General features: G+C 61.1%; 7 protein-coding genes and 1 pseudogene. 3 read left to right on the top strand and 5 right to left on the bottom strand.

The genetic code is table 11. The features are described from left to right. From DW195_RS09785 to DW195_RS09770, 4 genes are all read right to left on the bottom strand, one after another. Positions 1-714 (bottom strand): ABC transporter ATP-binding protein, encoded by a 714-nt coding sequence (locus tag DW195_RS09785; RefSeq protein ID WP_118206591.1) that lies wholly within the window; start codon positions 712-714, stop codon positions 1-3. Between the two features lie 88 nt (positions 715-802). Next, complete coding sequence (locus DW195_RS09780; RefSeq protein ID WP_118206590.1) at positions 803-2014, bottom strand: ABC transporter permease; 1212 nt, start codon at positions 2012-2014, stop codon at positions 803-805. Continuing rightward, on the bottom strand, positions 2001-3188 hold the full coding sequence (locus tag DW195_RS09775; protein WP_118206589.1) for an ABC transporter permease: 1188 nt from the start codon (positions 3186-3188) through the stop codon (positions 2001-2003). Before DW195_RS09775 ends, DW195_RS09780 begins: the two co-directional genes overlap by 14 nt. Positions 3189-3197: 9 nt before the next feature. After that, positions 3198-4136 carry an ABC transporter ATP-binding protein gene (locus DW195_RS09770; protein WP_118206598.1) on the bottom strand — a complete coding sequence of 313 codons (939 nt, stop codon included), beginning with the start codon at positions 4134-4136 and terminating at the stop codon, positions 3198-3200. Positions 4137-4334: 198 nt separating this feature from the next. Here DW195_RS09770 and DW195_RS09765 point away from each other — a divergent pair, with 198 nt between their 5' ends. The 3 genes and pseudogenes from DW195_RS09765 (at position 4335) to DW195_RS10775 (ending at position 6051) form a co-directional block, all read left to right on the top strand. Beyond that, positions 4335-5480, top strand: coding sequence for a sensor histidine kinase (locus tag DW195_RS09765; protein WP_158567937.1), 1146 nt, complete (start codon positions 4335-4337; stop codon positions 5478-5480). Next, positions 5477-5728, top strand: a pseudogene (locus DW195_RS10780) (response regulator transcription factor); the annotation flags it as partial. The gene DW195_RS09765 and the pseudogene DW195_RS10780, both read left to right, overlap by 4 nt. Positions 5729-5952: 224 nt before the next feature. After that, positions 5953-6051 carry a LuxR C-terminal-related transcriptional regulator gene (locus tag DW195_RS10775; protein WP_370215214.1) on the top strand — a complete coding sequence of 33 codons (99 nt, stop codon included), beginning with the start codon at positions 5953-5955 and terminating at the stop codon, positions 6049-6051. Between the two features lie 608 nt (positions 6052-6659). Here DW195_RS10775 and DW195_RS09755 read toward each other — a convergent pair. Beyond that, positions 6660-13196: a Spy0128 family protein gene (locus tag DW195_RS09755; RefSeq protein ID WP_118206587.1), complete on the bottom strand. Its 6537-nt coding sequence runs from the start codon at positions 13194-13196 to the stop codon at positions 6660-6662. Positions 13197-13577: the final 381 nt, after the last annotated feature.

Below are 13577 nucleotides of genomic sequence, written 5' to 3'. Positions count from 1 at the left end.
CTACCAATCGAGCTCGGCGGCCGCGACGGGCGACTCGTTGAGCTCGTCCTCGACGATGCGCCCGTCGCGCAGGCGCAGCACGCGATTGGCCATGCGCGCGATGGCGGCATTGTGGGTGACAATGATGATGGTGCAGCCGTAGGTGCGGTTGACATCCTCCATGAGCTGCAAGATTTCCTTGGACGTCTTGTAGTCAAGCGCGCCCGTGGGCTCATCGCACAGCAGCAGGCCCGGGTTTTTGACGAGCGCGCGGCCGATGGCGCAGCGCTGCTGTTGGCCGCCCGAGACCTGGCGCGGGAACTTGTTGCGGTGGTCGTAAAGGCCCAGCGAACGCAGCAGCTCGTCGATGTTGAGCGGGTTTTTGGACAGGTGCGCCGTGACCTCGATGTTCTCCTTGATGGTGAGATCGGGCACCAGGTTGTAGAACTGGAAGACAAAGCCCAGCTCACGGCGTCGATACTCGCCCAGGTCGGTAGGCTTGAGCACCGTGAGGTCGCAGCCGTCCACCATGATGGAGCCGCCGTCGGCATCCTCCAGGCCGCCGATCAGGTTGAGAAAGGTCGACTTGCCCGAGCCCGAGGGCCCCAGCATGACGCAGATCTCGCCGCGGTTGATGGACGTGTCGATGCCATCGAGTACCGTCAGGCGCGCATCACCTTCGCCGTAATGCTTTTTGAGATCCTTAACCTGGACATAGGCTTCCTGCGTTGCCATGGTATCCCCCATTGTTAGCCTCGTACTACTTTATGAACGTAATAGTAAACCTTGGCGAACTATTTTGGGGCGAGGCCTAGGATTTATTTCAGACTAGGCGCGGGATTTGGCGCGTGAGAGGGCCAGGCCTACGGCGGCAATGGCGGCGGCGAAGAGCACCGTGACGCCCAGGTCGCAGACAATGTCGCCCAACACGGCGGACGTCAAATCCGAGGCAAGCGCCTTGCCAATCGCGTCGTTCACCCAATACGTCGGCACAAAGTGCGCCACCGTCTGCACGGCCGAGCCCATCAGCGACAGCGGCATCCAAGCGCCGCCCAAAAAACGTCATGAGCATGCCGAGCAGGTTGCCCACACCGTTGAGCAGCTCCTCACGCGCACCCAGGCTCGAAAGGGCAAAGCCAACGGCCAGAGGCGTGCACGCCAGGGCAAACGTCGCTGCCAGTGCCAAGCACACACGGCCCGCGCCGACCTCGGCGACCGCGCCGGCAAAGCCCACGACGCCCATCATGCTCGACACAAACCAGATGCAGACGGTGATCACGGCGGCGGCTGCAAACACGGCAAGCGAGCGCCGGCGCTCGGAGATTGGACCGGCATCCATACGACGCACGCGCTCAGGATCGTTCATGCCCGAGAACACCAACCCCACCGACACGATGACCGACGAGATAATCGCGTACGCACCGAAGTTGAAATACGACTCGAGCGTGGCGGCGGCAGTCGAGTCGACCTTGACCTGCTCGATCTCAACCTCGGCACGCTCGGCAGCAGCATGTTCGGCAGCCTTGGCAACGTCACCGTTGGAGGCAGTGGGCTCAAGTGCGGCCGCAGCGCCCGCGAGCGAGATCCAGCGCGAGGCCTCGGCAGACGAAAGCGCCGCCGCCATGGTGCCGGCACCGTAGGTCACATCGAGCTTGGGCAGGGACTCCCCCGCACGGGCGGCTGCAACGAGGTCGCCCTCAAACCCCTCCGGGATAAAGAACACGCAGTCAGCGCTGCCCTTGGCGCTATTACTCTTGGAAAGCGCGTCCGCAAGATTGTACGTATCGTCGCCGACGCCCGTGACCAGCTCAAAGCGCGAACCCAGATGCTTGGTAAGCGCACGCGAAAGGTCGCTGTCGTCGCGGTCGACCACGATCACGTTGGCATCGTAGGGCTTATACTCGGTGAGCTGCGACGAGTTCCAGCTCACCGATGCCGCGATAAACACACCCAGCAGAGAAATAAACACCGTGTAGATGAGCAGATAGAGCGGGTGCGCGAGCGCTATGCGAAGCGCAGTCTTAAAGGTGCTCATAGCGGCTCCTTCCAAAGATCAGCGTAGCGGCGGCAACGAACAGCAGCGCCATAAGGACCAGCGCGCCGGCGCGGACGGCGAAGGGCCCCAGGTCCTCAAAGAAATACAGGCGGTTGAACATGTCGCAGATGAGCTTGACGGGGTTGAGCCAGCACTCGGCCGGGCAGGCGCGGGCGACGTCGTCGGCAAGCGCCATCGCCGGCTCGCCGTAGAGGCCGGCGAACAGGGCGCACGTGGTGGCAAAGCCCGTGAGGATGCCCGACTTGGACGCCTTGCCACCCTTAACGGGAAGCGTGCCCACAAAGAGCCCCAGGCCCGTGGCGGCAAGCGCGGATGCAGCACCGCCCAGCAGGCACAGCCCCTCGCGCCCGCCAAAGTCGACGCCAACGACCAGGCGCACGTAGCCAATCGCGACCGCCATCGAGGCAAAGGAAACCAGCCACGAGCCGACAAAGATGCCGGCTAGCGACGCCGTCTTGGAAAGGCCACCCACGCAGCGGCGCGCGCCAAGGCCCGACAGATTGGGCTGCAGGTCGACGACGCTCAAGGCGGCAAACTCGGCAGACATCATCGCGACCAGACCAAAGAGCGCGTAGTAGTAAATGGTCGTGCCGTCGGGCGTGGTGCGCGTCAGGCTCACACGACGGGTGCCGCCCTCGAGCGACAGGGCGCGCGCAACCGCCTCCGGATCGGCGAGCGCCGCCGGGTTGTCTTGAGCAATCTGGGTCATGAGCTCGGCGTTTTGCGTATACGAGCTTGCCACCGTTTCAAGGATGCTGCGGTCGGTGAGCACCGACGAGGCACGCGAGCCGTCATAGCTCGAGAGCAGCGTGAGCTTGGGCGTGCCCGCAGCGTCGACCGTATAGATGCCCGCGACCTCGCCGGACTTGAGCGCACGGTTCGCGGCGTCCACATCCTCGCACTCGTGAATCTCGAGCAGTTGATCGTCGCCCTCCTTGGCAAGCGAGGTCGCCACGTCCTTAAAGGACGAAGCGCCCCAGGCTTCGTCAGCGACAACGGCAACCGGCACCGGGTCGACCTTGCCGTCGGAGCTGAGGTTCGCAAACATAAACATGAACATCGTTGAAAGCGCAATGGGAAAGATCGCGCCCCAGACCCATGTACTCGGTCGACGCAATAGCGTCTTGAGCGTGGTGATGATGGTGTTGAACATGGCCGCCCCCTAGTCGCGCAGCTCGCGGCCGGTGATCTCGAGGAACACGTCGTTGAGAGTCGGTGGCTCGCTCCACACGCGGCCGAGCGCCACGTCGGCGGCGCGCAGCGTGTCGAGGATGTCCACCAGGTTGTGCGGGCTCGCCTCGCAGGTGCAGACGAGCTCGCCGCCGGAAAGCTCAACGCTGAGCACGTGCTCGAGAGCGCGCAGCCGCTCGACCGTGGCGGCCTCGACGGCGCCGACCTCGACAGTCACGCGCTCGCCCATCTGAATCATGCGCTTAAGCTCGTCGTTGGTGCCCTGTGCCAGCACGCGCCCGCCGTCCATGATCATGATGCGGCTGCAGATCTGCTCGACTTCCTCCATGTAATGGCTGGTATACACTACCGTGGCGCCCTCGTCACGCAGGCGGCAGATGCCCTCCAGGATGGCGTTGCGGCTCTGCGGGTCGACCGCCACCGTGGGCTCGTCAAAAAAGATGAGCTCGGGCTTGTGTGCGATGCCGCAGGCAATGTTGAGGCGACGCGCCAGGCCACCCGAGAGCTTGCCGGGGCGGAACTTGGTAAAGTCGCCCAGGCCGACAAAGTCGATCGCCTCGTCCACCAGCGCGCGGCGGCGCTTGCGGTCGCTGACGTAGAGGCTGCAGAAATAGTCGATGTTCTCGCGCACGGTAAGCTCGTCGAATACCGCCACCTGCTGTGGCACCACGCCGATGCGGCGCTTGAGGTCGTAGCGGGTGGGCGTCATGGGCTCGCCGAACAGCTCGATGGCGCCCTTGTCGTAGGTAAGCAGCTGCAGAATACAGTTGATGGACGTGGTCTTGCCCGAGCCGTTGGGGCCCAGCAGGCCAAAGATCTCGCCGGGGGCGATGCTCAGGTTAAAGTGGTCGAGCGCGATAAGATCGTCGTAGCGCTTGACGAGGTTTTCGACGTGGACGATGTCTGTCATGAAGCGGCCCTTCTGTTGGTCGTGGCCCGGTACGATTGCATCATCGCAGGAGCCGCCGGCGCGCACCAGTGAGCTTTGTCACGAGTGCGGAGCTTGGTCGCGCGGCCCGCCGACGCGACCGCCCCGGCGCGTGGGAGGAATGTCACGGTTGCTCCGGGTGGCGCCTCCCCCATGCGCGGCATCGCGTACAATACCCGTATGAACAGGCTTTTCGACAAATCGATCGTGCTGGCGTGCTGTATTGCGGCCGCCATGGGTCTTGCTGTGGACGCTCGTCTGGTTGTGGCGTTTTGCCTTGGCGTTATTGCCACCTCGCTGGCCGAGGTGGCACAGGGGAAACGCACCCGGCGCGCAAGCGAGACCGCAAGTTACGCTTACATCATCACGGCCGTCTTCGTGCCGTCGTTTGTGCCGTTTGCGCCTCTCGCCCTCTATGACATCGCGCGACGCGTGCGCCGTGAGCACGCCTGGATCGCGTTGGGTGTCGGTGCTGTCTTTGCCTGTGCGCTCGTCGCGGACCTTCGCGGCGGCGCGCTCACCACCCGAACGCTGCTGCTAACCGCCATTCTTTCGGTCGCCGCCACGTTGCTGTCACTGCGCACCGCGCAGCTGGAGCGCGAACAGGAACGCATGCGCCGTACCCGCGACGAGCTGCAGGAACGAGCCCTCGCGCTCGAAGCGCGCAACCGCGATCTTGCCGACCGCCAGGACTACGAAGTCGAGCTCGCGACGCTCGCCGAACGCGCCCGCATCGCGCGCGAGATCCACGATAACGTCGGACACCAGCTCACGCGTGCCTCGCTACAAGCCGAAGCCCTGCGCGTGATCCACGCCGACGAGCCCGGCGTCGCCGCCGATTTCGCCGACGTCAAACGCACGGTTGACGAGGCGCTCCAACTTGTGCGTACTAGCGTCCATGCGCTCAACGACAACGCTGTCGACCTTTCCGTGCAGCTCGAACGCATTGTTGAAGGCGCGCGCTCGGACGGCGGCCCGCAGATTGAGCTTGAAGTTATGACCGAACATGCGCCCGCAAATGTCGCCAACTGCTTTGCGGCGGTCCTTCGCGAGGCGCTTTCCAACGCCATGCGCCACGCCCATGCCAATGCCGTTACCGTGCGGTGCATGGAGCATCCGTCGTTTTACCAGCTCATCGTTACCGATAATGGCGCGGACGCGACCCCGGCGAGCAGCAGCAACGTCGCAGAAGGCATGGGGCTCGGCTCCATGCGCGAGCGCGTCGAGGCGCTTGGCGGCACCTTCACCGCCGGTCCGCGCGCCGGTGCCGGCGGCTGGCGTGTGTTCGCCACCGTTCCCAAACAGCAAGGAGATGAGGGCCGATGAGGCTCATCGTTGTCGACGACGACCGCCTAGTGGTCGATTCGCTCAAGATTATCCTGGGCGCCCAAACGCAGATCGAGGTAGTGGGCACCGGAGCCGACGGCAACGACGCGGTGGCACTCTACGCCGAACTCGCACCCGATATCGCGCTGCTCGACATTCAGATGCCGGGGCGCGACGGCCTTTCGGCGGCGCGCGAGATCCTTGAGCACGACCCCGCGGCACGCGTGGTGTTTCTGACGACATTCTCGGATGACGAGTACATTGTGTCGGCGCTCAAGCTGGGCGCCCGCGGTTACCTGATCAAGACCGATGTCGCCGCCATTCCGCCAGCGTTGGCGCAGGTCATGGATGGCAAACGCGTGCTCGAGGGCAAGGCGATCGAAGATGTCGATTTTGATGGGGCGAACGCTGAGGCCGGTGCGACTCGCCGGCCCGCGGCCTCGATAACAAGGAGATTGCCGCCACGGCTTATATGGGAGAAGGCACGGTGCGCAACCACATCAGCTCGATCCTGGCCAAAATGGGCCTGCGCAACCGTACGCAAATCGCCATCGCCTACCTGCGAGGGTAATTACCCAACGGCCGACCGCTTTGGCATAGCAAAATGGCTGCCATCGATTTAATGCCATTTCAAAACTAAGCCGGTTTACGGGGCTAAACTCAGGACCCCCATCCATACCCGCGTTTTCTGCAAAATGACGGCTCGTCTACCTGCAGTTTTATTTTCACGAATATCGGCATGGTTGGAGACTCGTGACTCAGCCCCGTAAACCGGCATAGTTTTGTTTGAACGGTCCTGCGCGAACGCACCCACCAGCCGCGTGGGGCCAAAAATGATCCGTTTTCCTCCGTCCCCGGGGGATCATTTGGCGGCGCCAACCACGAAATCGGCCCATCTACTACGTTTGACTCGATACCCCTGACCATGCCTTCGTTTTGAACAAAACCGCAGGCGTTCTACCTGCGGTTTTGTTTTCGCGTTTTTTGGCATGGTTGGGGGTAAGGGGATAAACGTAGTAGATGGGCCGATTTCGTGGCGGCCCTTCCTCCCCTGCGCACAAAAGTGCCGCCACGGAGAAGGGAGACGTCTCCGTGGCGGCTGGGGGTGGGGGTGGGGGCTATGTTCTGGCTTCCCGCCGGCCGCCCGGGGCCTTTTGGCCCCGGGCGCTGCCAGCGTGCCTAGCGCTTACGGATACCCCAGACCAGGGCTCCGACGCCGGCCATGGCGATGACAAATGCCATGAGCAGTGCGGCGGCCTGCTGGTCACCCGTAGTGGGCAGGAAGCCCTTAACCGTCTTGACGATGTTCGTCACGGTCTTGGACGTACCGGGGTCGGGCGTCGGCACGGGCGTCTCGGGCTTCTTGTACATGTTGTTGAACACGATACCCTCGACACTCTTGTCGCCCTTGGTAAAGGTGACGTTCGCCTTGAGGCTGCCCTCGCCGTCGTCGACCACGTTGACGGTCGCGGTAAAGACGGACTTGTCATAGGTCATACTGGCCTCGTCGCCCTTGACCTCGCTGATGGTGTAGACGTACGTACCGGGCTCGTCGTACTCGAACTTGTCGAAGTTGATCTTGCCGTCGGCATCGTTGGTGACGGTGGACTCGATGTCCTCGCCAACGAGCTTAAAGCTAAACTCGTCCTTCTTGAGCTCGCGTCCCTCGAGCACCTTGATGGCGCCGATGGAAACCTGCGTGGGCATGGCGTGATACTTGTTAGTAAAGCCAGCCGACTCGGTGGTTCCCTCGAGCTTGTGCGTCGCGGTCAGCGTGCCGTCGCCGTTGTCGGAGACGGTGGTCACGACGGTATAGGTCGCGCCGTCATAGGTGACGCCCTTGTACAGGCCGAGCGCGTTGGGGCAAGCCTCGCGCAGCGTGTACGTGTGCGCGCCGGGCGCCTCATAGTGGATCGGGCTCAGCGTAACGGTGCCGTTGGCGTCGTTGGTGCCGCTAGCGACAACCACGCCGTCCTCGAGCAGATCAAACGTGAACTCGCCGGCTGCAAGGTCGCGTCCGGTCAGACGCTTGACCGTCTTGACCTGATCGGTCACGGAAGAATCGGTGGGTGCCACGCTGTACGTGTTGGTGAACGTAAAGTCCGCACCGTCGCCGCCGTCGCGCTTGACGCTCAGATGTCCAGCGCCGTCATCGGTCACGGTGTAGGAGACCTTGCGCGTTACGTTAGCGTCGTTGGTCACGCCAGGGGCGCTACCGGACTCGGTCACCGTATAGGTAAAGGTGTGCGAGCGCGGGGCGGTGGGGGCTGCGGGCTCGGACTCGTCCTTGGTCTCGTCACCGCTGGCGTCAGCGTCAACCTCGGCCTCGTCGGCGTTGGCTTCAGCGTTGTTCGATGCATCGCCAGAAGCGTTGTCCGTCACGCCCAGGGCGCGGTTGAGGTCATCGAGCGTAAAGTGGATCTTGCCAAAGTCCACGTTGCCGGCCGCGTCGTTGGTTGCGGTCGTGCGCTCGGGCATCGGGGCACCCGCCTCATCGGCGGCCACGGTAAAGATGAACTTACCCGTGATGTCTGCCGGGGTCAGGCCCTCGGCAGCCTGGAGCTTCTTGGTGCCGGCGAGCGCGGCGTCAACGGCATCGGCGCCGTAGACGTTCTCGAACAAGGGCTCGATGCCACCGTAGTCGACCGTTGCCGTCAGGGTACCGTCACCGTTATCGACGACGATAACCTTAAAGCCAAAGTACCACGTTGTAGCAGAAACGCCGTTCGGCAGCCCGTGTATAGCTTCGTAGGCCGTGTAGTTAATGGTCCAAGCGAGCTTACCGTCCTTGTCGGTACGATGGGCAAGCCCAGCAGACTCAAGATCGGCAAGCATCTTGGTGTCGTAGTGCAGCGCATCAAAGCTCACGTGCCCGCCGATATTGGGCTTGAGATTTTCATAACCCACAAGCTCACCCTGATAGGCAATGCCGAACCAGAACTCGCCGTCGGCCATCGGGCGACCGGTCAGGGTCTTGGCGGCAACGACCTGAGCAACGGTGCCACCAGGTGCATCGGTCGTAGCGCTATAGCTGTTGACGAACGGGACCACGGCGCTCTCGACCGCAGCCGCGCCGGTCTTGTACTCGGTCACCAGCGTGCCCTCGGGACCGCCGGAGACGGTCGTCGTGGCGGTGAGCGTACCGGCGGTGTCGTCGGCGATAGCGATCGTCACGGTGCGCTCGGCATCGTCGTAGGTGTAACCGGGCTGGCCGTCATTCTTCTCGGCAACGGTGTATGTAAAGGTCTTACCCGCGTCAGCCTGCGTAAACTTGACCTCATGGCCCGCCAGAATGTCAATCCGACCGACCGTTGCCTCTGCCGTCGCAGGGGACTTGTACACGTTGGCGCCCTCGTGCAGGCCGAGCGCGGTGGCAGAAGCCGCATCGGCGGGCGTCACGGTAAAGGTGAACTGGCCCTCGGTCATGGGGCGTCCGTAGAGGGTCTTGCTGAGCTTGAGACCGCCGGCCGCGGCGTAATCGAGCTCAGTGCGGTACGTGTTGGTAAAGCGTCCGTTTTCCTTCTTAGTGACGTTGGCGGTCAGGGTGCCATCGCTGTCCTCGGTCACGGTCACTTCGGCGGTTGCGACATGCGCGTCATACGTCATGCCGACCGTGCTGCCCGCGTTCTCGCGAATCTCGTACTTATAGGTTCCGGCGGCAGCGTAGTGGATCTTGCCGAACTTGATGGCGGCGATGCCGTCCTTCGCGTCCCTCTTGTTCACGGTTACGGTTGCGGGATCGGGCAGCGGGGCGCCCTCGGGAGCGGTGATGGTAAAGCTAAACTCGTCCCCATCCGTCCAGTCGCGACCGTCGATAGCCTTGCTCAGACCAAAGTCGAGCTCGGTCTCGAGCGGGGTCACGTTGTAGGTGTTCTTGAAGATCGCGGCCTCGGCATTCTTCAGAACATGCTGGGCACTGAGCGTGCCGTCGCCGTTATCGGTGATGGTCGTCACGATGGTGAACTTGGCATCGCTGTAGGTGACGCCCTTGCTGGTGGTTCCGCCGTTGACCTCGCGCAGTGTGTAGGTGTGCTTGCCGGGTTTGTCGTACTTGACGGCGCCCATCGTGATCGTGCCGTCGGCAGCGTTGGTGCCGGTGGCGACGACCTCGCCGTCCTCGACGAGCTCGAAGGAGAACTCGCCTTCCTTGAGGTCGCGCCCGGTCAGGACCTTCTTCGCGGTGATCTGGTCGGTGACGCTGGACTCGTCAGGATTCGGCTTGTAGCTGTTGTTGAACTTCGCCTCGTTGGCGCCCTGCAGCTCGTGCTTGACCGTGAGCTTACCATTGCCGTCATCGGTAACGGTAGTCACGATGGTGTAGGTCGTGCTGTCGTAGGTAATGCCGTTGCCTTCGGCGCCCTTGGCTTCGCGCAGGATATAGGTGTGCTTGCCGGCGGCGGTGTAGGTGATCTTGCCCATCGTAATCTTGCCATCGGCGTCGTTAGCGCCGGTGGCGACGACCTCGCCGTCCTCGACGAGCTCGAAGGAGAACTCGTCGGCCTTGAGGTTGCGTCCGTCCAGAACCTTGGTCGCGGTGATCTGGTCGGTGACGCTGGAGTTATTCGGAGTAACGCTGTAAGCATTCTCGAAGATAGCCTTCTCGACGTCCTGCAGCTCATGCTTAACCGTGAGCTTGCCATTGCCATCATCGGTGACGGTGGTCACGATGGTGTAGGCCGCGGTGCTGTAGGTGATACCGTTGTCGGCGTCGACCTTGGTCTCGCGCAGCATGTAGGTGTGCTCGCCAGCCGCAGTGTAGGTGATCTTGTCCATCGTAATCTTGCCGTCGGCCGCATTGGTGCCCCTGGCGACGACATCGTTACCCTCGACGAGCTCGAAGGAGAACTCGCCTTCCTTGAGGTCGCGGCCTGTCAGGGTCTTGGTCGCGGTGATCTGGTCGGTGACGCTGGACTTATTCGGGGCAGTGTTGTACTTGTTCTCAAAGCGTGCCGTCTCGGGACCCTCGAGCGTATGGGTCACCTTAAGCGTGCCGTCGCCGTTGTCGATGACGCTCGTCTTGACGGTGTAGTTCGTCTTATCGTACGTAATCCCGTTGCTCAGCCCCGCCTCGTTGGGGAGCTTCTCGCGCAGCGTGTAGGTGTGATTGCCAGGCTTGTCGTAAGTGATCTTGTCCATGGCAATCGTGCCGCCGGCAGCGTTAGTGCCCTTGGCGACGACCTTGTTACCCTCGACGAGCTCGAAGGAGAACTCGCCCTCCTTGAGGTCGCGCCCGGTCAGGACCTTGGTCGCGGTGATCTGGTCCTCGACAGGCTTCACGCTATAGGTGTTCTTGAACTCGGTCTCGCCCGAGGTCTTTTCAACGTCGGCCTTAAGCTCGCCCTTGGCGTTAACCGTCACAGTCACCTTGAACGTGGCAACGTTCTTGCTGTAGGTAATGCCACCGGCGTCGCCCTTGACCTCGCGGACCTCATAGGTGTACTCGCCCGGCTCGGCATAAGTAATCTTGCCAAAGTTAATGGCTGCCTTGCCCTTGTCGAGATCGGCATTGGTCACAGTTACGGTCGCGGGGTCGGGCATCGGGGCATTGTTGTCGGACGTCGCGGAGAGCTCAAACTCAAACGCATCCGTATCCGCCCACTTGCGGCCCTCGAGCACCTTGGTCAGACCAAAGTCAGTCTTGGTATCAACCGTTGTCGGCTTGGTTGCAAGGCTAAAGATAATCTTGCCGTTGTTGCCCAGGTGCGAATGCACGTGCGTGGAAGTCGCAACGGAGGAGAGGTCATTCCACCTGGGGTTAAGCACGTCGCGCGCGGTCTCGGTCTTGTTGCCGTTCGCCTCCATATCGTCCTTGGTGGTATGCAGCTGGTCGATATAGGCCAAGCGCGCGGTTCCCTTATTAAAGGACCAATAGCCGTCATCTTTGACCAGAGCGCCGTCGTAGCTGGCGATCTCGTGCCCCTCAAACTCCACAACGGCATAGTCGTCCTTCGGCTTGCCGTTTGCGCCCATCGCCACAAACTCGTCCTTGTAGTAATAGACGTCGTTGCCCTGCGGCTTTACCGTCGCGCGCTGGGTGCATTCCTTGTCCGTGTAGATAGGCGTGATTTTTTGGAAGTAATAGTAGCTGTTGGTATCGGCGGGCTCAAACTCGGCGACAACATCGCCCAGCTCGCCGCCCGACCACTTGTTGGCCAGGAAGTAGACCGTCTGGTTGTCGGCACCCTTATGTTTCTCGATATACTTCTTGAGTCCGTCATCGGGCGTAAACAGGTTGTTACGCGCGGCGTCCTTGACGCTCGAGGTGTATTTAATCTGAATAGGCTTGATGTCATTGAGCGACGTGCGCTCAAAGATCCCGTTTTCCATGTCCACGTGATAGCGGATCAGCGGAATCAGTGATGCGGGAATCTTGACCGTCACGATATCGCCCTGCTGCGCATTGGCAGAGCGCTCGACGGTGATGACCGGGTCCTTGGCCACGCCCGAAAACTCGTACGTGTCCGTATTGCCCTTGGTTGTCTTGGTCACTTCATCAAAGGGGACGCCATTAATCTGAGCGCTGACAAACGTATCGACCTGCATAAAGTCGCCCAGCTCATCACTAAAGGTGATGTAGCCGGACTTGCTCTCGTCGTAACCATCCTCGATCTGAGTGGGAGAGCCCTTGCCCGAGGTGATAGAGCTCGAGATATCATCAAACACCTTCTTGAGCTCATCGGCGTTCGACGCAGCCTTGTAGAAATCGGAATTCTCCGTGCGCTTACCAAGCTCATTGGTTGTGTAGGACGTGGCGTTTGGATAGTTGCTCGACACGGCGTGCATGAACTTGTTTTCGTTGCTCGTCCAGTAGTTCGTAGGATCGGCAGCGGGATTCGCACCATCAAAGATGCCGATCGTATAAATGTCGGCACCTTTATTCTTGAGACTCTTGGCGCTTTTGACGGCGCTATCGGCAACACTTGCTTGGAATTCACTAGAGCTCGTAGGTGAACCATCAGTGAAGAAGACAACGATCTTCTTGGCGTCGGCGCGACCAAACGAAAATACCCCATCAGCCAGCTGTAAGCCATAGTCGGCGTGCGTGGCGCCATTAGGACTGATGGAGTTGACCGTACTCTTAAGGCTCGTCGCGTCATCGCCCTTGCAGGACGTCAGCTTCTTCATGGTCTGCGAGTAGTTGTACCTATACCCCGACTCCCAATACGTGTCGTTGCCGACCCAATCAGCCCTAGTTCCCGCAAACTTTACGATGGCAACCTGATGCTGCTTGGAATCATCTTCGATCTTTGCATTCTGCTCGGCAATAGCGTCGATAAAGGAACTGGCAGCGTTCTTAAGTGCGGTGATGCGTTTGGTCTGATCATTGCCGCCCATGCTCTTATCCATCGAGCCGGAGGCATCAAGCACCATCACGATATCGAGCGGTTTAGTGACCAGCGACGTTGTGTCAGAAGTCGAAGACATCGTGGAGAGCGTTGTCACAAAGTCGGACTTTTCGTCCTCTGCGGGCTCGACCGTCTTGTCCGTCCAGATTCGGCCTACATAACGTGTCGTCTGGTCCTGCTCGCCGCCCGACGCCCAGTATTGCCAGCGGCCGGTAGTGTCGGGGTCGACTATCTTTTTGCTCGCCGTCGGTCCGTCCATTCCGGTGCTGGACCTGGCGTTGGCCTCGGGCAGCATGGCAAATGCTGCAGCCGGCAACACAAGCACTACGGCAAGTATCACCGCCAAGAGACCCCTCGTGTACTTACTCATCGCGTCTCCCTTCTCGCGGTCTCAGACCTTGCATCAGCCTAAAGTTACGGAATGAGACACAATTAGGGCAGGTGACACATGTTCCAGATTGTGTTTTGGGCGTGAGACAAATGTCTCACCAAAGTTGAGACACGGCGTTTTCGCAGGAAAACGGGTGCGACTCGAGCCATCAGGCAAAAATGACCCGTTTTCCTCCGTCCCCGGGGGATCAATTGGTGGTGCTCGCCTCAAAACTGGCCCATCTACTACGTTTGACCCGATACCCCTGACCATAGCCGCGTTTCATGAAAAACCGCAGGCATTTTACCTGCGGTTTTGTTTTTGCGTTGGTAGCGTGCAGAGATGTGGTGTAAGAGGCGGGGCATGCCCCGCCTCCGCCCT

The organism is Collinsella sp. AM17-1, from assembly GCF_003470665.1.
Lineage (GTDB): Bacteria > Actinomycetota > Coriobacteriia > Coriobacteriales > Coriobacteriaceae > Collinsella.
Note: the sequence above shows the minus strand (reverse complement) of the source record. Positions and strands in the feature narration are given on the sequence as shown.